Here is a 21,927-nt window from a genome sequence, read left to right as displayed (position 1 = left end):
ATCACGGGGCCAGGTAGGCGCGCATCAGGCGCACGGCGCTGTCCGCAAACTGGTCCGGGCTGATATCGGCGGCCCGGTACTTCCAGCGCTTCACATACCAGTCCTGGAACGTCGCCATGATGTGCGCGGCCTGCATTTCAGGGCTGCCTTCGGGACGATCCGGTATCTGCGCGATCACGCCGGCAAACAAGGCCTGCACGTACAACTCCGATTCCTTGGCGGTGGTGCGCTGGGCCGCCTGCAACACGCGCGAATCCATGAACACAAAGTAGAACCACGGCTGCAGGATCTCGGACACGTAGATCGAGGCGCGTATCAAGGCCTCCAGCTTGTCCAGCGGATCTGCGACGTCGTCGGACAGGCGCGGCATCTCGTGGGTGGCGTGGCGCACCACGTCCTCGATCATCTCCGCCAGCTGGTCCTTGTTGCTGATGTAGCCGTACAAGCCGCCCATCGACAGGCCGGTTTCCTGGCACAGGTCGCGCAGGTTCATGGCGCGGAAGCCGACGTCGTTGGCCAGCTTGAACGTGGCGCGGAAGATCCGCTCCAGGTTCTCCAGCGCCGGCTTGCGGCGCTTGACGGTGATGCGTTCAGCGTTGTGGTCGAGCAGATACGCCCAGACGTTGCCGCCGTCCAGCGGCGTCATCGCCTGAAATTGTTGAAAGTCGAATCGCGACGGCAAGGGAGTCTCTTTGTAGGATTTTTGTCATCGATTATAGCGCACGAAAACAACTGGCATCGGCAGCCCGTCAGATTGGCTCCCCAGGCCTAGCGTGCGGACTGCAACGCCATCGGCTCGGTGCTACATTTTGTTGACCGGGGAAGCACCCGGACTTCAAAAATATCACCGGAGACTTCAATGATTAAACGCTATTGGACCTACCTCGCCGCCTGCCTGATCGCACTTGCCGCCCTGCCCGCGCCATCCTGGGCCACCGGCTACACGCAAACCAGATATCCCATCGTGCTGGTGCACGGCCTGTTCGGCTTCGACAACATCGGCCCGGTCGACTACTTCTACGGCATCGCCTCGGGGCTGCGCAGCGGCGGCGCCAGTGTGTATGTGACGTCGGTGTCGGCCGCCAACAGCACCGAAGTGCGCGGCGAGCAGCTGCTGTTGCAGGTCAAGCAGATCCTCGCGGCGACCGGCGCCTCCAAGGTCAACCTGATCGGCCATAGCCACGGCGGCCCAACCGCGCGCTATGTGGCGTCGGTGCGTCCGGACCTGGTGGCTTCGGTCAGCAGCGTCGGTGGCGTCAACAAGGGGTCAAGGGTGGCCGATGTGCTGATCGGCGCCGTGCCCGACGTGACCTACACGCTGGCCAACGCGGTGTCGGGTTTCATCAGCTTCCTGTCCGGCAGCCCGACCTTGCCGCAGAACGCGCGCGCGGCGGCGACCTCGCTGAGCACCGCCGGCACGCTGGCCTTCAACAGCAACCATCCCGAAGGCGTGCCGACGACGGCCTGCGGCGAAGGCGCGTACCAGGTCCATGGCGTGTACTACTTCTCGTGGAGCGGCGCGCAGCCTTACACCAATGTGCTGGACATCAGCGATCCGGTGCTGGCCCTGACGGCGATCGCCTTCAACGGCGCCAAGAACGATGGCCTGGTCAGCAGCTGCTCCAGCCATCTTGGCCGGGTGATCCGCGACGACTATGCGATGAATCACCTGGATGAGGTCAATCAGATGGTGGGCATCACAAACCTGTTCGAGACCAGCCCCGTGACCATCTTCCGCCAGCAGGCCAATCGCCTGCAGGGACTGGGCTTGTAAGGAGCTGATGATGAGCACAAACGCGAAACTGCTGCGCTTCGGCGCGTTGGCCGCTGTTGTTGGCATCGGCGTGTATCTGGCGCTGCCGCGCAGCGAGCCGCCGCCGGCCAGGCCTGCCGCGGATCCGGACTACTTTGCGTTTGTGCCGTCGATGATCGGCACCCGGCCGGACGGCGACGTACGCCAGGCCGCTGGCGACAAGCTGGCCGTCAACGCGGAACTGGCCTACCTGTTCGACTACTATCTGGCGGGGCTGGGCGAGAAACCGCTGGAGGCGATCCGCGTGGAGATCGGCCGCGAACTGGATCGCCGCCTTGGCCCGGCCCCGGCGGCCGAGGCCAAGCGGATGCTGGACGCCTACCTGGCCTACAAGCGCGCGCTGGTCGACGTGGAACGTGCACTGCCGGCCACCACTGATCTGGCAAGGGGCGCGCGCCAACGGCTGGAAGCCATGCAGCGCCTGCGTCGTTCCTACTTCAGCGATGCCGAGGCGGAGGGCCTGTTCAGCGCCAGCGATGCCTACGACCTGGATGCGCTGGCGCGGCTGGAGATCAATGCGGACAAAGGCTTGAGCGATACGCAGCGCAAGGAGCGCATCGCGGCGCTTGACGCGAAGCTGTCGCCGCAGGAGCGCGAGGAACGCGCCGCGCCGGCCAGGGTGTTGAAGCTGGAAGACGATGTGTCGAAGGCCCGCGAACAAGGCATGGGCGACAACGAGATCTACCGCATGCGCGCGGCGGCGCTGTCGCCCGAGGCGGCGGCCCGCCTGGCCGACGTAGACCGCGAGGAAGCCGACTGGCACCGGCGCATCGCCAGCTACCAGGCGCAGCGCCAGCAGCTGGCCGGTGCCGGCGATCCCGCGTCATTGCAGAAGCTGCGCGATGCCATCTTCTCCGCCGACGAGCAAAAGCGCTTGGGTGCATACGAACAGTAGGCGTATTTCTAATGCACGTAGCGGGCGATGTAGTACACGCCCGCCGCCAGCAGCGACGCCAGGCCATAAAATTTCCATGCCTGGTTTGCGAAGCCTTGATATAGCTTGATTGAGTGACTGGCCAATGCAGCGTGAAACTCTTCTCGCTGCTGAGCCAATGCTGTGCGAAACTCGTCTCGCTGCTGAGCCAATGCCGTGCGAAACTCTTCTCGCTGCTGGCCAAATACCGTGTGAAACTCGTCTCGCTGCTGAGCCAATGCCGTGTGAAACTCGTCTCGCTGCTGAGCCAATGCCGTGTGAAACTCGTCCCGCTGCTGAGCCAATGCCGTGTGAAACTCGTCCCGCTGCTGAGCCAATGCAGTGTGAAACTCGTCTCGCTGCTGAGCCAACGCAACGTGAAAGTCGTCACGTTGATTTACCAACGCAACACTAAACTCCTCATGCAGCTTTGCCAGCGCGGCGTTGAAGTCGATGCGCTGGTTGGACAGCGCCGCCAAGACCTCTTCGCGCAACTTGTCGATTTCGGCCTTGACCTCCTGCCGGTGGCTGTAAAACGCGGCGTTAATGCGTTCGAAGCCGGCGTGCATCTCCGCTCGCAAAGCTTGTAAATCATCTTTGGTGGCGAAGTTGTTCTGCATGACGGCCACGTCCTTCTCCAGCACCCCGAGGCGCGCGTCGACACGTTCATCATAGGTGCGGCTCGGGAGATTTTCAAATTTACTTCCTTCAATGTTCGCAGGCATGGCGGCTCCTCGGCAGCGGGACACCCTCCACACTATCGCGCCAACGGGCCGCCCCGTTTGCGCCGGATCAGCGAAAAAAAAAGCAGCCCGAAGGCTGCTTCACTTTGCTGCTACGCCAGATAGTGGCTTACTTTATTGTTAGAACTCTCTTGCCGCAATATGCTGCCCAGCTGCGGCAACGTCAACCAGATTCTTCAGATGTGTGGCGCGATCCGCACAGTTATCGGTTAAGCTTGCGGTTTTTATACCGTCCCTACCGACATGGAACCATTGGAAATTCTCGACACCCAGACCGAAGCCCAGGCCACCGGCAGGAAGCTCAACGCCACCGTCGCCATCACGGTCGCGCTGCTGGCCACCTTCATGGGCATCTGCAAGGTCAAGGACGACAACATCAACCAGAGCATGCAGCAGGCGCAGGCCAACCGGGTCGACCACTGGGCCTTCTACCAGGCCCGCAACGTGCGCGAGGAAGTCGCAAGGTCAACCGTGGTGCAGTTGCGCCTGGCGTCGGCGGGCAAGCCGGCCGGCGAACAGGCGGCCTACCAGCAGGCGATCCAGGAATACGAGAAAGTGGCGCAGGACCAGGCCACCAAAAAGGCCGACGCCAAGGCCCAGGCCGAACAGGACCAGAAGACCTACGACGCGGCCAACTTCAAGGACGACCAGTTCGACCTGTCCGACGCGCTGCTGGCGATCGCCATCTCGCTGCTGGCCATCACCGCGCTGACCCAGTTGTGGGCGCTGTACTTCACCGCGCTGGTGCCGACCGCGTTCGGCGTGCTGATGGGCCTCTCGGGCCTGGCCGGCTGGGGCCTGCACCCGGACTCGCTGATCGCGCTGCTGTCCTGACCGGGCCGGACCGTCAACCGGCGATCACGCGGTTGCGGCCGGCGCGCTTGGCCTCGTACATGGCGGCGTCGCCGGCCGAGATCAGGCGGATCAGGTCATAGCCATATTCGTCCGACGACACCACGCCCACGCTGGCCGTGTAGCGCACCGACAGCGCATCGATCTCCACCAGCTCCAGCTCGATGCGCGAGCGCAGGCGCTCGGCCACGTTGATCGCGGCCTGGCGGTCCAAGCCATCCAGCGCCAGCACGAATTCCTCGCCGCCGAAGCGCGCCAACAGATCGTAGGGCCGCAGTTCCAGCTTCAGCATCCGCGTCAAATGGCGCAACACTTCGTCGCCAACAGGGTGGCCGTAGGTATCGTTGATCTGCTTGAAAAAATCCACGTCGATCATGATCACGGCCAGGCTGCGGCGCCCGCGCTGGGCCCGCAGCGCCACCCGCTTGCCCTCGTTTTCCAGGCCGCCCCGGTTCAGGGCGCCGGTCAGCGGGTCCAGCGTCGACAGGTGGCGCAGCCGCTCGGCGTAGCGCCACATCACCATCAGGATCATGCCGAAGACGATGCAGACCTGGGCCAGCGGAATGGCCAGCATGCTCATGCCCATCACCAGCGAGGCCGGCACATCGGCCGGGTCTGCATGCCGCAGCATGTGGGCGCCGCGCATGAACAGCGCCAGTCCCAGCACAGCGAAGCCGCTCACACAGATGGCGATGCCGCGCCAGCCGCCCTGGCGCGCGAGCGTGACCGCGCACAGCCAGTTGAGCAACGCGAAATAGAAGCCGCTGAAACACAGCCGTCCACGCAGGCTCGGCACCACCAGCGTGAAATAAGCGGGGATGAGCAGCGCCAGCACGGTGAAGATGGCCACCACGCGCCATGACAAGGTGGCGGAGCCGTGCACACGCAGGCCGCGCAACACCAGGCCCAGGCCGAAGGCGATCACACCGTAGCCGATGACGGCGCTGAAGATCGACGGCAAGCCGTCCAGGTTGGACATCGCCAGTCCGGCCGACACCACCAGGTTGCCCGCCGCCCACCAGCGCAGCTCGGGCGGGCTGCCCGCGTAGCAAGCGGAAGCCACCAGCAACGCCGTCGTCAACAGCGTTACACAGACCTGAACCAGTAAAAGTGTGTCGAGATTGAGCACGCCGGTTTCCTGTCCTGAGGATGCTTCAATGTATCCCAGCGTCACGCCAGTGGCAATCGCCCATGCAAGAAAGAAACAAAAAAAGCTGCCGAAGCAGCTTTTTTAGCGACGCCCGCGTGACTCAGGCCTTGCTGCGACGGCGCGCAACCGCGCCCACCAGCGCCAGCCCGCCCAGCAGCATGGCATAGGTTTCCGGTTCCGGCACCGGCGTGGCGACGTAGCCCTTGAACGGCTCATAGCCGATCTCGACGGCGCTGACCAGGGATTTGGCCACCACGCTGCCCTCCAGGTGGCCGGCGCCCGACAGCACGGCGTCGTTGGCCAGCAGCGAGCCCCAGACGAAGGTGTTGACCTTGACCACGTTGGCGTCGTTCAGGTTGAACAACACGTTGGCGCGCAGGTGCTCCAGCAGGCCGTCCTGGCCGCCGCCGAAGACCACGTCACCGGTGCCGCTCACGTTGATGACCACGGTGGCGCCGTCTTTTACATTGCTCAGCGACAAGTTGGTCAGGTTGCGGGTGTTGACGTTGAACACCTGCAAGCCGGCGCTATTGTCGCCCACCAGCTCGATGCCGCCGTTGGCGAAGTTGACCTTGCCGTTGGCGGCCTGGCTGTTGAGCGTGCTCGACAAGCCGGTCAGCTGGGTCTTGGCCGCGCCGAAGTCGGTGTAGGTCGAGACATTGGCCTTGTTCAGCGTCAGGTAGCTCGACGAGGTGTTGACGCCGCCATACACACCGTAGCCATTGTAGTTCTTGGTGTATTCGGTGATTGGTCCGATGGAGGCATTGGTGTTCACATTGGCCAGCGGCGCGGCATAGATGTCGCCGCCGCTCAGCTTGACGTTGCCGCCCACCACCAGGCTGGGCGCGGTCACGCCGTACGGGGTGCGGTAGCCGATCGACGCGCCCGAGGTGGCGACGTTGCCGCCGACGGCCAGGCGGCCTTCGATATCGGTGAAGTTACTGGCATTGCCATAAAAATAGGCGCTGTAGCCGTTAGCCAGGCCCAGGTCGAAACTCGGGACCGCTGCCTGGGCGGCGCACATGGCCCCCACGCCCAGCACCAGCGGCAAAACACGTTGCATCAGAGTGGAAATAGTCATGGTATGTAATTGGTATGTTCGTTAAAAAACGGAGGAAACCCGCATGCAAGGGCTAAATTATATCTCATCAACAACAGTAATAATCTTATTGATAATAAAAAATATGCAGATATATGACCAAAACAATACCAATAATATGCCACGCGTGAAGAATGCGAATCGGTTAAAGTGATGCTAATTGCAATCCACAGACAAGACCATGGCCTATCCTATCGAGCACAAACTGGTGATCGGCATCGCCTCCAGCGCGCTGTTTGACCTGACCGAATCGCACAAGATCTACCTGGAAGGCGGCGCCGAGGAGTACCGCAAGTACCAGGAGCAGCATATCGACGTCATCCTGGGCAAGGGCGTGGCCTTCCCCTTCATCCGGCGCTTCCTCAATATCAACAAGCACTACGCGCAGTCGTCGCCGGTGGAAGTGGTGCTGATGTCGCGCAACTCGCCGGAAACCGGGCTGCGGGTGATGAATTCCATCGCCCACTACGGGCTGGACATCTCGCGCGCCTGCTTCGTCACCGGCAAATCGCCGTACAGCTACCTGCCGGCCTTCAATACCTCCCTGTTCCTGAGCGCCAACGAAGAGGACGTCCGCAACGCGCTGGAGGCCAACTATCCGGCCGGCCTGGTGCTGCCCTCGCGCACCGAGGACGATGACGACGAGGAATTGAGGGTCGCCTTCGACTTCGACGGCGTGATCGCCGACGACGAATCCGAGACCGTCTTCAAGCGCAACAACGACGTCGACGAGTTCCACGCGCACGAGCGCGAACGGGTCGCCATCCCGCACCAGCCCGGCCCGCTGGCCGACCTGTTCCAGAAGCTGTCGCTGATGCAGCGCCTGGAGGAGCGCGCCCAGCGCCGCGATCCGTCGTACAAGCGCATCCTGCGCATCGCCATCATCACGGCCCGCAGCGCGCCGTCGCACGAGCGGGTGGTCACCACGCTCAAAAGCTGGGGCGTATCGGCCAACGAGACGTTTTTCCTCGGCGGCATGGAAAAGGCGCGGGTGCTGGGCATCTTCAAGCCGCATATCTTCTTCGACGACCAGCTCAGCCACCTGAAGTCTGCCGGCGGCAATATACCGATGGTCCATGTGCCCTTCGGCATAGCGAACCGGCCGACCAAGCCGGCGTGAGCGCGAGGCGGCGGGCACGCGGGGCTTCGTCTATAATGTCGGCAGCGGCATTGCCCCTCCGGCGGTGCGTCGAGGTCCCATTAACCGTTGAATGTGTGTTGTGTCCCTGGTCTTAAAAAACTCCCTACCAAAACCCGGCACCCGCTTCGCCCTGCCTGCGCTGCATGGCTCGTCGGACGCCTACGCGTTGGCGCTCACCGCGCTTGAACTCAAATCCAAAGGCCAGATGCTGGCCGTGATCGTCGCCAACGCCAGCGACGGCCAACGCCTGCTCGACGAGATTCCGTGGTTCGGCGGCGACCAGCTGCGCTGCCACCTGCTGCCGGACTGGGAAACCCTGCCCTACGACGCCTTCTCGCCGCACCAGGACCTGGTGTCCGAGCGCCTGGCCACGCTGCACGAGATCTCCAGCGGCCAGTGCGACGTGATGCTGGTCCCGGCCACCACCGCGCTGGTGCGCATGGCGCCGCCGTCCTTCCTGGCGGCCTACACCTTCTTCTTCAAAAAAGGCGAGTCGCTCGACGAGGCGCGCCTGAAGTCGCAACTGACGCTGGCCGGCTACACCCACGTGGCGCAGGTGATGTCGCCGGGCGAGTATTCGGTGCGCGGTGGCCTGATCGACCTGTTCCCGATGGGTTCCGCCCTGCCCTACCGGCTCGACCTGTTCGGCGACACCATCGAAACCATCCGCACCTTCGACGCCGACACCCAGCGCTCGCTGTACCCGGTCAACGAGGTACGCCTGCTGCCCGGCCGCGAGTTCCCGATGGACGAAGCGGCGCGCACCACCTTCCGCAACCGCTGGCGCGAGCAGTTCGAAGGCGATCCTTCGCGCTCGGTGGTGTACAAGGACATCAAGAGCGGCATCGCCTCGGCCGGCATCGAGTACTACCTGCCGCTGTTCTTCGAAGAGACGGCCACGCTGTTCGACTACCTGCCGCAAGGCGCGGCGCTTGCCCTGGTGGGCGACATCGACGCCGCCATCAAGCGCTTCTGGACCGACACCGGCTCGCGCTACCGCTTCCTCAAGTCCGACCGCGACCGCCCCATCCTGGCGCCCGAAGCGCTGTTCCTGTCGGACGAGCAGTTCTTCACACTGGCCAAGCCGTACGGCCGGCTGGTGATTTCCAGGGACGCCAGCGAAGGCGCCTCGGAGCTGTCCGCGCCGGTGCCCAACATCGCCGTCAACCGACACAACGACGACCCGCTGACCAACCTGCGCGCCTACCTGCTGCAGGCGGGCCGCCGCGTGATGATCTGCGCCGAGACCAACGGCCGCCGCGAAACGCTGCAGCAGTACTTCACCGAATACGACCTGGCGCTGACGCCGGTCGAAGGCTACGAGGGCTTCGCCACCTCCGACGCGAAGCTGATGCTGGGCGTGGCGCCGCTACACGCCGGCTTCGAGCTGTCGACGCCGGGCGAGAACCTGATTTTCATTACCGAGACCGAGCTGTATGCAGGCTCCGGCCGCCGCGTCGGCACCAAGAAGCAGGAAGCCGTCACGCAGGTCGAATCGATGGTGCGCGACCTGTCGGAGCTGAAGATCGGCGATCCGGTGGTCCACATCAACCACGGCATCGGGCGCTACATGGGCCTGACCAGCATGGACCTGGGCGAAGGCGAAACCGAATTCCTGCACCTGGAATACGCCAAGGACACCAAGCTGTATGTGCCGGTATCGCAGCTGCACGTGATCTCGCGCTACTCCGGCGCCTCGCCGGACGACGCGCCGCTACACGCGCTGGGCTCCGGCGCATGGGAAAAAGCCAAGCGCAAGGCCGCCGAGCAGGTGCGCGACACCGCCGCCGAACTACTCAACCTGTACGCCCGCCGCGCGCTGCGCCAGGGCCACTCGTTCGAATACTCGGCGCACGACTACGAGCGCTTCGCCGACAGCTTCGGCTTCGACGAAACGCCGGACCAGCAGGAAGCGATCAACAACGTCATCAAGGACATGACCTCCGGCAAACCGATGGACCGGCTGGTGTGCGGCGACGTCGGCTTCGGCAAGACCGAAGTGGCGCTGCGCGCGGCCTTCATCGCCGTCATGGGCGGCAAGCAGGTGGCGATCCTGGCGCCGACCACGCTGCTGGCCGAGCAGCACGCGCAGACCTTCGCCGACCGCTTCGCCGACTGGCCCGTGCGCATCGCCGAAATGTCGCGCTTCCGCACCGGCAAGGAGATCGCGCAGGCGATCAAGGGCATGGCCGACGGCACGCTGGACATCATCATCGGCACGCACAAGCTGCTGTCGGACGACGTCAAGTTCACCCGCCTCGGCCTGGTCATCATCGACGAGGAACACCGTTTCGGCGTGCGCCAGAAGGAAGCCCTGAAATCGCTGCGCGCCGAAGTGGACGTGCTGACGCTGACCGCCACGCCGATCCCGCGCACGCTGGGCATGGCGCTGGAAGGCCTGCGCGACTTCTCGGTGATCGCCACCGCGCCGCAAAAGCGCCTGGCGATCAAGACCTTCGTGCGCAGCGAGGGCGAGTCGATCATCCGCGAGGCCTGCCTGCGTGAATTGAAGCGCGGCGGCCAGGTCTACTTCCTGCACAACGAGGTCGAGACCATCCAGAACCGCATGGCGATGCTGACCGAGCTGCTGCCGGAGGCGCGCATCGCCGTGGCGCACGGCCAGATGCACGAGCGCGACCTGGAAAAGGTGATGCGCGACTTCGTGGCGCAGCGCTACAACATCCTGCTGTGCACCACCATCATCGAGACCGGCATCGACGTGCCGACCGCGAACACCATCATCATGCACCGCGCCGACAAGTTCGGCCTGGCGCAGCTGCACCAGCTGCGCGGGCGTGTCGGCCGTTCGCACCACCAGGCGTACGCCTACCTGCTGGTGCACGACCTGCAATCGCTGACCAAACAGGCGCAGCGCCGCCTGGACGCCATCCAGCAGATGGAAGAACTGGGCAGCGGCTTCTATCTCGCCATGCACGACCTGGAGATCCGCGGCGCCGGCGAAGTCCTGGGCGACAACCAGTCCGGCGAGATGACCGAGATCGGCTTCCAGCTGTACTCGGACATGCTCAACGAAGCGGTGCGCTCGCTCAAGGCCGGCAAGGAGCCGGACCTGGCTGCGCCGCTGGCCACCACCACCGAGATCAACCTGCACGTTCCGGCGCTGCTGCCGGCGGATTTCTGCGGCGATGTGCACGAACGGCTATCTATTTACAAGCGCATGGCCAACTGCAACGTCCAGGACAAGATCGACGACATGCAGGAGGAAATGATCGACCGTTTCGGCAAGCTGCCGGACCCCGTCAAGGCCCTGATCGAGACCCACCGCCTGCGCATCGCCGCCAAGACCGTGGGCATCGTCAAGATCGACGCCCATGGCGAGGCCGCGACCTTGCAGTTCATGGCCAAGCCGCCGATCGACCCGATGCGCATCATTGAGCTGATCCAGAAGAACCGCCAGATCAAGCTCAATGGCCAGGACAAACTGAAGATCACCGCCGCCATGCCCGACCTGGCGGCGCGTGTGGCCCAGATCAAAGGCGCCATCAAACAGTTGACCGCATGAGCCTTAACACGTAACTTGGGCGCTTAGCCCAAAAAACGCTATCCGCATTTATGAAGACTGCCAAAAATACTATGAATCTCGTGCTGCAAGGGTTGGACGACTGCAAGGCCAGGCTGGAGCGCATCGCGGCGCTGACGGCGCCGACAAACATCACCTGGTTAAACGAACGCGCGCTGCGCTGCGAAGGCATCACCTTCTCGCCGGCGCTGCGCCAGACCATCGAAGTGGCGGCGCAGGCGGCCCAGCTGGACGCCACCTACTCCATCGGCGTGCACAAGATGAGCGAGTTCAAGCTGGTCGCCATGGACATGGACTCCACGCTGATCACCATCGAGTGCATCGACGAAATCGCCGACATGCAGGGTCTCAAGCCGCAAGTGTCCGAGATCACCGAGGCGGCGATGCGCGGCGAGCTTGATTTCTCCGAAAGCCTGAAGCGCCGCGTGGCGCTGCTGGAAGGACTGGAAGCATCGGCGCTGGAGCGCGTGTACGACGAACGCCTGCGGCTATCGCTGGGCGCCGAGGCGATGCTCAAGGCGGTGCGTCAGGCCGGCCTGAAGACGCTGCTGGTATCGGGCGGCTTCACCTTCTTCACCTCGCGCCTGAAAGAGCGCCTGGGGCTGGACTACACCCACGCCAACGAACTGGAAATCCTCGACGGCAGGCTGACCGGCCGCGTGGTCGGCGGCATCGTCGATGCGGAAGAAAAGAAGCGCACCGTGGAACGCGTGTGCGCGGAGCTGGGCATCGAGCCATCGCAAGCCATCGTCATGGGCGACGGCGCCAACGACTTGAAGATGATGAGCATCTCCGGCATGTCGGTGGCGTTCCGCGCCAAGCCGGTGGTGCGCGAACAGGCCAACGTCGCGCTCAACTTCGTCGGCCTGGACGGCATCATTCCGCTGCTGACCTGATCCCCCAAGCGCCGGCTCAGTCCTTCCGGCGCGCCACCTGCTCGGGCCCCGACAGGCGCACGCCGGCGACGTTGCCGTTGTCGCGTTGGTCGAATTCCACGCGCAGCCCACCCCAGCGCGTCATGAACACGCCCTTGCCCGCCGGCTCCAGCTCCACCTCCGGGCCGCCGTTCATTTGGGCATACAGCTTTTTGCGATGCTGCGTGACGGTCAGCGTGCGGCCATCGGCCAGGTCGTACTGGCCCCTGAACTCTTGCAAGTCAGTCTCGCGCAGCGGTTTCTCGGCGGCGCCGGCGGCGCCGGCCATGCAGCAGCCCAGCATCAAAGCCCATACAAAAGTACGCATGATATGTCCCATCCCGGTCGATATCGCCATCGCTCACAAAGTGGATGGCAATACGATCACTCTAGACAAGAAAACCACCTTTTGCACGGACCATCCGACAGGCGGTGCCCGCCGCCGGACGAACGGTCGTTTTGCGGGCATGAAGGCGCGGCCGAACACAAAGGCTAACTAAAATGCTAACATCGGCATTCGCGCTGAGCGGGCCGGCATCCGCCGCCACACTTCGGAGGGAGAGGACATGAACGACTACATCATCCTGATGCTGAACGATGCGCCGGGCGGCGGCGACTGGGACGGCTACATCGCCGGCCTGCGCCAGAGCGGGCATTTCGACGGCGGCAGCTCGATCGGCGCCGGCGTGCGGCTCAGGAAAGGCGACGCCGACCAGCCGGCCGGGCTGGCCGTCACCGGCTTCCTGCATGTGCGGGCCGCCAGCATCGACGAAGCCAAGCGCTACCTGGCCGGCAATCCGGACTACGAAGCCGGCGGCAGCGTCGAGATACGCGAGCTGCCGCGCGAGTAGCGCACTACCCGGCTGAAGAGTTTCCGCTCACTGAGGCTTCGGGGGACGGATGCCGGTGTACTGCGCCGACGCCAGCTTCCACTTGCCGCCTTCGTTCACCGCGACATAGCCGGCGCGGAAGGCGAAGCTCCGCTTCTCCGCATTGACTGTCGCGGTGCCACTCAGCTTGACGAGGATGGTGCCGGTGTTGCCGAACACCTGGATCGTCGGCTCGGTCACCTCCATCATCGGCGCCTCGCGCTTGTTGGCCGGCAGGTAGAAGCCCAGCACCTTCTCGCGCGGGTCCACCTCGCCGATCGGGGAGACCTCGTAGAAATCGCGGGTGACGATGGCGTCGATCTTCGACGGCTCGAAATCGCGCTGCGCCGCGGTGTAGGTCTGCACCAGTTTCAGCAACTGCTGCTGCGGCGCGGCTTCCTGCGCATGCAGCTGCACCGAAGCCAGGGCGATGGTCGCCAGTAAAACGGACTTGAATTTCATATCGTCTCCTCAGTGTGGCGCAGGCGCCGGGGCGTCCGCGTTGGTTGGCGCCGGCGCGACTTCGGCAACGCGCGGCAGGCGCATATTGCGGCCGCCCTGCATCAGCGTCACCGCCTCCACCTTGCCAGCCGCATCGCGATTGAGCTCCAGCTGCGCATCGATCTTGCGCAGGAATAGCTTGTCCGCCGACTCGGCGTAGATCGGCAGCGGATCCTGCCCTTGCAGCTGCGTCGTCATGCCGCCATTACTGGTGCGCAGCCACAGGCGGCGGCCATCCGGCATGGTGTAGGTGCCGGCGATGGCGGCCATCTGCTCCGCCGACAAGGCGATGTCCTTGCGTTCGGAAGGCAGCACGTACGCCGCGCCGCGCGCGGTGGCGGTCAGGCCGGCGGTCAGCGCTTCCAGCTGGCTGCCCTGGAAGTTACTGAGCACGATCACGCTAATCTTGTCGCCCATGCGGTAATGCACCTCGGTGGCGAAGCCCGGAATACCGCCGCCGTGGCCAACCTCCTTGGCGCCATCCTTCTGCTGGATGCCCAGGCCGAAACCATAGCCGGATTGGTAGGGCGTCGTCATCGCCTCCAGCGAGGCCGGCGACAGCAGCTTGCCCTCATACAGCGCGCGCTGCCAGCGCAGCAAATCGCCGGTGGTCGAATACAAGGCGCCGGCGCCCTGCGGCACGCTCATGTTGATGTAGCTGGCGTTGGTCACGCCGTCCTTGCCACGCGCATAACCGGCGGCGCGGTTCGGCAGCACGGTGGCGTTCCAGTCGTAGCCGCTGTCCTTCATGCCGAGCGGGTCGAAGATATTCTTGCGCAGGAAGGCGTCGTAGCGCTCGCCGCTGACCTTCTCGATCAAGGCGCCCAGCAGCACGTAGCCGGTGTTGCTGTAGTTGAAGCGGGAGCCGGACTCGAACTCCAGTGGCTTGTCCTTCACCAGCGCCACCACTTCCATCGGCTTCTTGGAGAACGGCTCGATCGATTCGTATTCCTTCGCCGCCGTGAAATTGGGGATGCCGGACGTGTGGTTAAGCAGCTGGAAGATGGTGATCTTGCTCCACGCGGCAGGCAGGTCGCTGATATATTTGCTGACCGGATCGGCCACATTGAGCTTGCCGCGCTCCTGCAACAGCAGCACGCCGGCGGCGGTGAACTGCTTGGTCACGGAGCCGAGCCGGAACTTGGTGCTGGGCGCGTTGGGGATGTTCCATTCAAGGTTGGCGGAGCCGTAGCCCTTGTCCAGCAAGACCCGGTCGCCTTTGGCCACCAGCACCGTGCCGGAAAAATGGTCGTTGGCGACAGCCATGTCGACCAACGCCTCCATGCGCTTCAGGTCCTGCGCCTGTACCGGCCCGCCGAACAGCACGGCCGTGGCGAACCCCGCGGACAGCATCCACTTGCGATGTTGCGACATATTTTTCTCTCCCGTTGAGGATCGCTCTCAAGTGGCGATCGACCGCCGTATGCTGCCATCAACTTATTTTTTTTGCAATCGCTTTATTTCATCTTCAGGGCGGCGATCAGGCCATCGGAGGCGTCTTCGATATAGTCCAGCACCAGGTCGAAACCGCGCCCGCCGCCATAGTACGGATCGGGCACCACGTCGGAAGGACTGCGGCTGGCGTGCGCCATGAACAATCCCAGCTTGTGCCGGTGCTGCGGCGGGCACGCCGCTTCCAGCAGGCGCAGATTGTCGTGGTCCATCGCCAGCACGTGATCGAAGTTTTCAAAGTCGGAGGCCGCCACCTTGCGCGAACGCTGCGCCGACAAGTCATAGCCGCGATTGGCCGCATGCTCCATCGAACGCGCATCCGGCGGTTCGCCGACGTGGTAACCATGCGTGCCGGCCGAATCGATGACGAAGCGGTCCGCCAGGCCGGCCGCAGCGGCGCGGTGGCGGAACACGCCCTCCGCCGTGGGTGAGCGGCAGATATTGCCCATGCAGACAAACAGCACCGAAGTTTTCGCAGCCACGCCGGCTCCTTATATAATCAACATGATTGTATTTTATCGACTTTACTTCGCAGCCGCCGGCGCGCCGGCAAAATAAATGAGCCTCCCCAACGACCAGTCACCCCGCGCGGAATACGCGCGCCGCATGAACCGCGTGCTGAACTACATCGACGCCCACATGGACCAGCCTCTCGAACTGGCGCAGCTGGCCGACGTCGCCAATTTCTCGCGCTTTCACTTCCACCGCATCTTCCAATCCTGGATGGGCGAAACGCTGGGCGACTACGCGCGCAGGCGCCGGCTGGAAAAGGCGGCCTTTCGCCTGAGCTGCACGCCGCCCGAGTCGGTGCTGGAAACGGCGCTGGCCACCGGCTTCGGCTCCGGCGAAGCGTTCGCGCGCGCCTTCAAACTCAAGTTCGGCTGCACGCCGACCGAGTGGCGGCGCGACACGCGCGCGCGGCTGGCGTCGCAGGCCTTGGGCGGCGCGCGGGGCGCGGACAGCAATCTGGATCAGGTGTTAAGCAAGTACGATCAGACGCCGCAAACCGTGATCGGCGACGATGACATCTCCAACAACCAATCAGGAGATTTCAATATGGACGTTAAAGTGATCGACTTGCCAGCCGCGCGCGTTGCCTACCACCGCCACATCGGCCCTTACGGCCCTGACATCGGCGCCTTCTGGGGCCGCGTCGTGGCGCCGTGGATGCAATCGCATGGCCTGGGGAATGCGCTGTGCTACGGCATCGGCCACGACGACCCGACCGTCACGCCCGCCGACAAATGCCGCTACGACGCCTGCGTGACCGTGCCGGATAACTTCAATGCCACCGGCTCGGCCGACATCACCACCCTGCCCGGCGGCCGCTATGCGGTCGGCCACTATGAAGGCCAGACCGCCGACATCGCCAACGCCTGGACCTGGATGACACGAAACTGGCTGCCGTCGAGCGGCCTGCAATGCGACGACCGCCCCTGCTTCGAAATGTTCCGGCCCGACCAGGCAATCAATCCGCAGACCGGCGCCATATGCTGCGACATCTGCATTCCCGTTCGTCCACTGTAAGGAGCAAGGCATGGTGCATGTATGTGGCTGTCGCCTGGTCGACATCGACGACGCGGTGCAAGGCGCGATGGTGCCGCTGGCGTTGCTGTACCCCGCCGATGGCGTCGAAACGGCCGAACACTTCGGCCCATACATGCTGGATGTCGCCAGGGATGCGCCGCCGGCCGCCGGCGCGCATCCGCTGGTGGTCATCTCGCACGGGAACTCCGGCACGCCGTGGGCCTATCGCGAAATGGCCAGGCATCTGGTGCTCGCCGGCTTTGTGGTGGCGCTGCCCGCGCACACGGGCAATACGCGCCACGACAACAGCCTGGCCGGCACCGCCGCCAACCTCGCCAACCGCCCGCGCCACATCACGCTCGCCATCGACGCGGCGCTGGCCGACCCGGTTTTGCGCGGCCACATAGACAGCAACGGCGTGGCCGTCGTCGGTCATTCGATTGGCGGCTACACGGCGCTGGCGGTGGCGGGCGGCCAGCCGTGGTCCGGCCCGCGCGAAAGCAAGGACGGCCAGCCGGTGCCCGTGCCCGTGCGGGCCGACCCGCGCGTGCGCGCGCTGGTGCTGCTCAATCCCGCCACGTTCTGGTTCATTCCCGGTTCGCTGCAGGCGGTGCAAGTGCCGATACTGATGCGCACCGGCGAAAAGGACGACATCACGCCGGCCGAACATGCGGAAAAAATCATCGCCGGCGTGGCCGATGCCGCGCTGGTCGAGCACCGCGAGATCGCGGGCGCCGGCCACTTCGCCTTCATGAGCAAGTTCCCGCCCGAGATGACGCGGCCAAACTTCAAACCCTCGCAAGATCCGCCAGGCTTCGACCGCACTGATATTCAGCCGGAACTGTTTGCCGACGTGACCGCGTTCCTTCAGCGGACCTTGTCCAGCAAGCGCAGCGCCTGACGCAAGCCGTCGACGATGACCTGGTAGGCCTGCCGCCGGCTGGCCTCGTCCCTCGCCCGCAACGCAAAGGATGGGTGGTAGACCACCACCACCCAGCGCCCTTCGTGCTGGAACGGCGCACCCATGAACGATTTCATCGTCGCGCCCCCATCCTGCAAAACCGACTTCAGCGCCGTGCCGCCCAACGCCACGACAACGTCCGGCCTGACGCGCGCCAGCTCCTCTTCCAGCCACAGATGGCAGGCCGCGATTTCCTTTTGGGCCGGGGTCTTGTGCAGCCGCCGTTTGCCGCGCAGCTCCCACTTGAAGTGCTTGACGGCGTTGGTCAGGTAAACACCGGCGCGGTCCACGCCAGCTTCCGCGAGGGCCTTATCAAGCAGCGCGCCGGCCGGCCCGACGAAGGGCAAGCCTTGCAAATCCTCTTGATCGCCCGGCTGCTCGCCCACCAGCATGATGCGCGCACGCGACGGGCCAACACCCGGCACCGCTTGCGTGGCGTGCTCCCAGAGATCGCACCGGCGGCACTGGTCCAGCTCATGGTTTGGGACTGTATCCATGGGCTTTTTATACAATAAACCTGGCGCCTCGGGCGCACGCCAGCGCCGCGCGCCGCGTGACCCGCAGTGCGGCTATACTGCAAACCGTTACTCAACCAAAGGAGTGATCATGTCGCAAGAACTGGTTCTCGACGACCGTCTGGACGCGGCCAAAACCACCGCCTGGTGGCTTTATGTCGTCCATGCGGTCAGCTTCCTGTTTTCGCTCGGCCTGTTTTCCGTCATCCCGCTGGCGATCAACTACATGCAGCGGCCCGGCACCACCGGCACCTTCGTCTACAGCCATCACAGCTGGATGATCCGTTCATTCTGGTGGTACGTGGTCTTCGTGGTCGTGGGCGCGCTGCTGTTCGTCACTATCATCGGCATTCCGCTGGCCTACCTGGTCTGGTTGGGCGCGTGGCTGTGGAAGGCCTATCGCCTGATCAGCGGCGTGCAGCGGCTCAACCGCAACGAGCCCGCCGCCGACTGACTCTTACACCAACGCCTTCAGCGCTTCGACCAGCTTGGCGCACTCCTCGTCCGTGCCGATGGAGATGCGCAGGAACTGGTCGATGCGCGCCTGCTTGAAGTGGCGCACGAGGATCGCCCGCTCACGCAATCCTGCCGCAAGCTGTGCTCCGTCGCGTTGCGGATGGCGGGCGAAAATGAAGTTGGCCGCCGATGGCAGCACCTCGAAGCCCAGTGCCTGCATCTGCGCGGTCAGACATGCGCGTGTGGCGATGATGGCTTGCGAAGTCTGCTCCATGTAGGCCGCATCATCCAGCGAGGCCACCGCGCCGGCCTGCGCGACCTGCCCCAGCGGATAGCAATTGAAGCTGTTCTTCACACGCTCCAGGCCCGCGATCAGGTCGGGATGGCCGACCGCGTACCCCACCCTCAGCCCGGCCAGCGAGCGCGATTTGGACAGCGTCTGGATCACCAGCAGATTGTCGTAGCTGCCCAGCAGCGCGATGGCGCTTTGGCCGCCGAAGTCGACGTAGGCCTCGTCGATCACCACCACCTGGTCGGGATGCGCGGCCAGCAGCGCCTCGATCCGCTCCAACGGCAAGGCGATGCCGGTCGGCGCGTTGGGATTGGCGATGATGATGGCGCCGCATGGCTGCCTGTAATCCTCGACATCGATCTCGTAACGCTCGTTCAGCGGCACCTGCACCGCCTCGATGCCGTACAAGCTGCAATAGGTCGGATAGAAGCTGTAGCTGATGTCCGGGCAAAGCAGCGGCAGCTCGTGCTTGAGCAAGGCGTGGAAGGTGTGCGCCAGCACCTCGTCCGAGCTGTTGCCGACGAAGACCTGCTCACGCGTCAAGCCGAAACGGCGGGCCACCGCATCCTTCACCGCCGCGTTGGCCGGATCGGAATACTTGCGCAACTGGTCGCCGACGGCGGCCTGCATGGCCGCTATCGCCTTTGGCGACGGGCCGTATGGGTTCTCGTTGGTGTTGAGTTTGACCAGGCCGGGCATCTGCACCTGCTCGCCCGGCGTGTACGGCGTCAGGCCGTGGACCACGTCACTCCAGAAGCGGCTCATTGCAGTGCTCCCAGTGCGCGCTCGATGTCCGCGATCAAATCGTTGACATCCTCCAGGCCGACGTTGAAGCGCACCAGGATACCCTTGTCCTGCCAATCCTTGCGCATGTGCTGGATCCGGTAAGGCATCACCAGGCTGTTGGCGCCACCCCAGCTATAGCCGATCTTGAACAGCTTGAGCGCGTCGACAAAGCGGTCGGTCTGCTCTTCGGTATAACGCTCGTCAAACAGCACGGAGAACAAGCCGCCAGCGCCGCTGAAGTCGCGCTTCCACGTCTCGTGGCCGGGGCAATCGGTGAAGGCCGGATGCAGCACCCGTGTGATCTCCGGGCGCGCCTGCAGCCAGGCCGCCAGCTTGCGGGCCGCCGCGTCGTGCGCGTCGAAGCGCAGGCGCATGGTCGGCAGGCCGCGCGCGACCAGGTAGGCGTCGTCCGCGCCGACGCCCATGCCCAGCCGCATATGCGAAAGGCTGAGCCGCTCGTGCAGCGCCGGGTCGCGCGTGATGACGGCGCCCATCAATACATCCGAGCCGCCTGACTGGTACTTGGTCAACGCCTGCATGATGATGTCGGCACCAAGCTCGAAGCCGCGTAGCGCCAGGCCGGCCGACCACGTATTATCAAGCGCCACCACCACGCCGCGTTCATGCGCAGCCTTGCAGATGGCCGGCAGGTCCGGCACCTCCATCGACACCGAACCCGGCGCCTCGGTCCAGATCAGCTTTGTATTCGGCTGGATCAGCGCGGCGATGCCCTCGCCGATCAGCGGATCGTAGTAGCGCGCGGTGATGCCGAAATCGGCCGACAGCCAGCGCCCCAGTTCGCGATTGGGGTTGTAGACGTTATCGGGCAACAGCACATCGTCGCCGGCCTTGAGCAGCGCGAAGTCCACCATCGCGATGGCCGCCAGGCCGCTCGGCGCCAGCAGGCAGTACTTGCCGTCCTCGATCTCGGCCAGTCGGGCCTCCAGCGTGAAGGTGGTCGGCGTACCGTGCAGGCCGTAGGTATAGGCGTTCTTCTCTTTCCAGTCGCCCGACCGCATGGCCGCCACGTTCTTGAACAGCACCGTCGAGGCATGGTGGATGGCGCCGGGGAAAGCGGCGAAGCCTTCCGGAGCCTGGTAGTCGGAATGTACGAGCGCGGTCTGCGGGGATTTTTTAATAGTCATTGGGAGATTATAGCGCGCAAGACCTCGCGGTCGCTGGCCAGCCTCGCCCTGATCGATTCCCTGGACCGGCGTGCCGACCGAGCCGCGTAGGCCGCTTCTTGAAACAGCGGATGTAACTCATCCGCCCGCTTTTCCCCCAGTCGCTCGGATATCCAGGAAAATGGATCGAGATTGAAGAACGGCAGCACCGTTCCGGAAGGACGATGCAGCGCTATCGAGCGGAGCTCCGTTAAGGTCACGATATCCTTAACATCGCCATCGAAGGTGATGATATGCGGGAGATAGAAGTCCATGCCCTCCACCGGCTTGGCGCCAGCCAGCATATCGAGCGCCCTAGGCAAAAAGAGATCCCACGCGCAATTGCGCAGCACACCAAACGGGTCGGGGCCATTTCGCACAGAGTTCAATTTTTTCGACAACCTGGACTGCCCGCCACGACAAAGGATATCCGCGCAAACGATCAATTCGCGTACCATGATTGTGGACAGCTCTTCGTGCATGAATTCGACCAATTCGCGCATCTTGTGCTCAGATGATTTCCTCGATGAGTACTCTATGATCTTCGTACGAACCAACATCGATTCGACCATTTCAACCTCACCGGCGAGTGCGTCCCCCAGGCCGTCATCCAGGCGGCGCTGAAAATCGGTCAAAAATGTGCCGGCAACAGCTTCGGCATCCTCCCTCAGTTCCGCCCTATAACGGCGCCCCCATTCAACGCCCGGCATCGTCTGTTCTTGTGCCAGCACGTGGTTCGCGGCAAACGCCTCGTGGCACGCCTTGATCGTCTTGTCGTTCCAGTGACGCTGCGCCTCCCATAAGTACAGGTAAGGATTGGCGATATTTCCGGCGCCGAGAAACTCCCAGATCGCCCCAACTTTCGTTCCGACCTCCTGACTTGGATTGTCGCTATAGGCGAACGACCGTATCAGGCTCGCCGCGTTCGAATCCAGATACGTACCCATACCGCAGACAAATTCCAATGGGCGATGACTCAACAAATTTTCATCCAACAGCCATAAGGCGTTGCCTCGAAATAGAGAGGACGCATGTCCGCCGCCAGCTAAAGTGCATCGTCGCGTCTGAAGCATGCTTTGGTCACTGGTATCGGCGTACACAATACGCCAATTCTTCAACAATGCTGCATGGCGCCGGTATGCGCCGGCTGCTTCCCTCCTGTCCGCAGCCATGGCTACTTCGTTGATCGCCTGCGCAGTTTCGTAATCTATCGAATCCAATTTGGACATGGCCATCTCT

22 protein-coding genes are annotated in these 21,927 nt (G+C 63.8%); 10 read left to right on the top strand and 12 right to left on the bottom strand.

The window, feature by feature from the left end:
* Nucleotide 1: 1 nt before the first annotated feature.
* Nucleotides 2-682 carry a TetR/AcrR family transcriptional regulator gene (locus GTP90_RS11855; RefSeq protein ID WP_254451832.1) on the bottom strand — a complete coding sequence of 227 codons (681 nt, stop codon included), beginning with the start codon at nucleotides 680-682 and terminating at the stop codon, nucleotides 2-4.
* A gap of 177 nt (nucleotides 683-859) precedes the next feature.
* Here GTP90_RS11855 and GTP90_RS11850 point away from each other — a divergent pair, with 177 nt between their 5' ends.
* Together GTP90_RS11850 and GTP90_RS11845 are read left to right on the top strand one after the other, a co-directional pair.
* Nucleotides 860-1,774 (top strand): lipase family alpha/beta hydrolase, encoded by a 915-nt coding sequence (locus GTP90_RS11850; RefSeq protein WP_161083721.1) that lies wholly within the window; start codon nucleotides 860-862, stop codon nucleotides 1,772-1,774.
* 7 nt (nucleotides 1,775-1,781) lie between these two features.
* On the top strand, nucleotides 1,782-2,708 hold the full coding sequence (locus tag GTP90_RS11845) for a lipase secretion chaperone (protein ID WP_308937303.1): 927 nt from the start codon (nucleotides 1,782-1,784) through the stop codon (nucleotides 2,706-2,708).
* Between the two features lie 8 nt (nucleotides 2,709-2,716).
* On the opposite strand, the gene GTP90_RS11840 is transcribed toward GTP90_RS11845, so the two are convergent.
* Complete coding sequence (locus GTP90_RS11840) at nucleotides 2,717-3,451, bottom strand: apolipoprotein A1/A4/E family protein (protein ID WP_161083720.1); 735 nt, start codon at nucleotides 3,449-3,451, stop codon at nucleotides 2,717-2,719.
* Between the two features lie 261 nt (nucleotides 3,452-3,712).
* Between GTP90_RS11840 and GTP90_RS11835 the strand changes: the two genes are divergently transcribed.
* Nucleotides 3,713-4,303: a DUF4337 domain-containing protein gene (locus GTP90_RS11835; RefSeq protein ID WP_161083719.1), complete on the top strand. Its 591-nt coding sequence runs from the start codon at nucleotides 3,713-3,715 to the stop codon at nucleotides 4,301-4,303.
* 13 nt (nucleotides 4,304-4,316) lie between these two features.
* On the opposite strand, the gene GTP90_RS11830 is transcribed toward GTP90_RS11835, so the two are convergent.
* Nucleotides 4,317-5,450: a GGDEF domain-containing protein gene (locus tag GTP90_RS11830; RefSeq protein WP_161083718.1), complete on the bottom strand. Its 1,134-nt coding sequence runs from the start codon at nucleotides 5,448-5,450 to the stop codon at nucleotides 4,317-4,319.
* Between the two features lie 121 nt (nucleotides 5,451-5,571).
* Complete coding sequence (locus GTP90_RS11825; RefSeq protein ID WP_161083717.1) at nucleotides 5,572-6,552, bottom strand: choice-of-anchor A family protein; 981 nt, start codon at nucleotides 6,550-6,552, stop codon at nucleotides 5,572-5,574.
* A gap of 199 nt (nucleotides 6,553-6,751) precedes the next feature.
* Here GTP90_RS11825 and GTP90_RS11820 point away from each other — a divergent pair, with 199 nt between their 5' ends.
* The 3 genes from GTP90_RS11820 (at nucleotide 6,752) to serB (ending at nucleotide 12,148) form a co-directional block, all read left to right on the top strand.
* Entirely contained in the window at nucleotides 6,752-7,690 is a 939-nt protein-coding gene (locus GTP90_RS11820) for a 5'-nucleotidase (protein WP_161083716.1), read from the top strand.
* A gap of 91 nt (nucleotides 7,691-7,781) precedes the next feature.
* Nucleotides 7,782-11,234, top strand: coding sequence for a transcription-repair coupling factor (gene mfd / locus GTP90_RS11815; RefSeq protein ID WP_175048059.1), 3,453 nt, complete (start codon nucleotides 7,782-7,784; stop codon nucleotides 11,232-11,234).
* 71 nt (nucleotides 11,235-11,305) lie between these two features.
* Complete coding sequence (serB, locus tag GTP90_RS11810) at nucleotides 11,306-12,148, top strand: phosphoserine phosphatase SerB (protein ID WP_161083714.1); 843 nt, start codon at nucleotides 11,306-11,308, stop codon at nucleotides 12,146-12,148.
* Between the two features lie 16 nt (nucleotides 12,149-12,164).
* Here the strand turns inward: serB and GTP90_RS11805 are convergent, their stop codons facing one another.
* Nucleotides 12,165-12,494 carry a DUF3471 domain-containing protein gene (locus tag GTP90_RS11805; protein ID WP_175048058.1) on the bottom strand — a complete coding sequence of 110 codons (330 nt, stop codon included), beginning with the start codon at nucleotides 12,492-12,494 and terminating at the stop codon, nucleotides 12,165-12,167.
* 238 nt (nucleotides 12,495-12,732) lie between these two features.
* Here GTP90_RS11805 and GTP90_RS11800 point away from each other — a divergent pair, with 238 nt between their 5' ends.
* Entirely contained in the window at nucleotides 12,733-13,017 is a 285-nt protein-coding gene (locus GTP90_RS11800; RefSeq protein ID WP_161083713.1) for a YciI family protein, read from the top strand.
* 27 nt (nucleotides 13,018-13,044) lie between these two features.
* Here the strand turns inward: GTP90_RS11800 and GTP90_RS11795 are convergent, their stop codons facing one another.
* The 3 genes from GTP90_RS11795 to GTP90_RS11785 all read right to left on the bottom strand — a co-directional run bounded on the left by GTP90_RS11795 (nucleotide 13,045) and on the right by GTP90_RS11785 (nucleotide 15,470).
* Nucleotides 13,045-13,497, bottom strand: a complete 453-nt coding sequence (locus GTP90_RS11795; protein WP_161083712.1) for a nuclear transport factor 2 family protein — start codon at nucleotides 13,495-13,497, stop codon at nucleotides 13,045-13,047.
* 9 nt (nucleotides 13,498-13,506) lie between these two features.
* Nucleotides 13,507-14,910, bottom strand: a complete 1,404-nt coding sequence (locus tag GTP90_RS11790) for a serine hydrolase (RefSeq protein ID WP_161083711.1) — start codon at nucleotides 14,908-14,910, stop codon at nucleotides 13,507-13,509.
* An 83-nt stretch (nucleotides 14,911-14,993) separates the two neighbouring features.
* Nucleotides 14,994-15,470 carry a low molecular weight protein-tyrosine-phosphatase gene (locus GTP90_RS11785; protein WP_371875046.1) on the bottom strand — a complete coding sequence of 159 codons (477 nt, stop codon included), beginning with the start codon at nucleotides 15,468-15,470 and terminating at the stop codon, nucleotides 14,994-14,996.
* Between the two features lie 76 nt (nucleotides 15,471-15,546).
* Here GTP90_RS11785 and GTP90_RS11780 point away from each other — a divergent pair, with 76 nt between their 5' ends.
* Together GTP90_RS11780 and GTP90_RS11775 are read left to right on the top strand one after the other, a co-directional pair.
* Entirely contained in the window at nucleotides 15,547-16,515 is a 969-nt protein-coding gene (locus tag GTP90_RS11780) for an AraC family transcriptional regulator (protein WP_161083710.1), read from the top strand.
* 10 nt (nucleotides 16,516-16,525) lie between these two features.
* Nucleotides 16,526-17,416, top strand: coding sequence for an alpha/beta hydrolase family protein (locus GTP90_RS11775; RefSeq protein WP_161083709.1), 891 nt, complete (start codon nucleotides 16,526-16,528; stop codon nucleotides 17,414-17,416).
* On the opposite strand, the gene GTP90_RS11770 is transcribed toward GTP90_RS11775, so the two are convergent.
* Nucleotides 17,383-17,973, bottom strand: a complete 591-nt coding sequence (locus GTP90_RS11770) for a UdgX family uracil-DNA binding protein (RefSeq protein WP_161083708.1) — start codon at nucleotides 17,971-17,973, stop codon at nucleotides 17,383-17,385. The genes GTP90_RS11775 and GTP90_RS11770 overlap by 34 nt on opposite strands.
* Nucleotides 17,974-18,082: 109 nt before the next feature.
* On the opposite strand from GTP90_RS11770, the gene GTP90_RS11765 reads away from it, so the two are divergent.
* On the top strand, nucleotides 18,083-18,445 hold the full coding sequence (locus GTP90_RS11765) for a DUF4870 family protein (protein WP_161083707.1): 363 nt from the start codon (nucleotides 18,083-18,085) through the stop codon (nucleotides 18,443-18,445).
* Nucleotides 18,446-18,448: 3 nt separating this feature from the next.
* On the opposite strand, the gene hisC is transcribed toward GTP90_RS11765, so the two are convergent.
* The 3 genes from hisC to GTP90_RS36910 are packed head-to-tail and all read right to left on the bottom strand — an operon-like array spanning nucleotide 18,449 to nucleotide 21,917.
* Nucleotides 18,449-19,504 carry a histidinol-phosphate transaminase gene (gene hisC, locus GTP90_RS11760; RefSeq protein ID WP_161083706.1) on the bottom strand — a complete coding sequence of 352 codons (1,056 nt, stop codon included), beginning with the start codon at nucleotides 19,502-19,504 and terminating at the stop codon, nucleotides 18,449-18,451.
* Complete coding sequence (locus tag GTP90_RS11755) at nucleotides 19,501-20,670, bottom strand: cystathionine beta-lyase (RefSeq protein ID WP_161083705.1); 1,170 nt, start codon at nucleotides 20,668-20,670, stop codon at nucleotides 19,501-19,503. The genes hisC and GTP90_RS11755 overlap by 4 nt, the downstream gene beginning before the upstream one ends.
* On the bottom strand, nucleotides 20,667-21,917 hold the full coding sequence (locus tag GTP90_RS36910) for a hypothetical protein (RefSeq protein ID WP_254451831.1): 1,251 nt from the start codon (nucleotides 21,915-21,917) through the stop codon (nucleotides 20,667-20,669). The genes GTP90_RS11755 and GTP90_RS36910 overlap by 4 nt, the downstream gene beginning before the upstream one ends.
* Nucleotides 21,918-21,927 lie beyond the last annotated feature (10 nt).

The organism is Duganella vulcania (assembly GCF_009857655.1).
GTDB classification, from domain to species: domain Bacteria; phylum Pseudomonadota; class Gammaproteobacteria; order Burkholderiales; family Burkholderiaceae_D; genus Rugamonas; species Rugamonas vulcania.
Note: the sequence above shows the minus strand (reverse complement) of the source record. Positions and strands in the feature narration are given on the sequence as shown.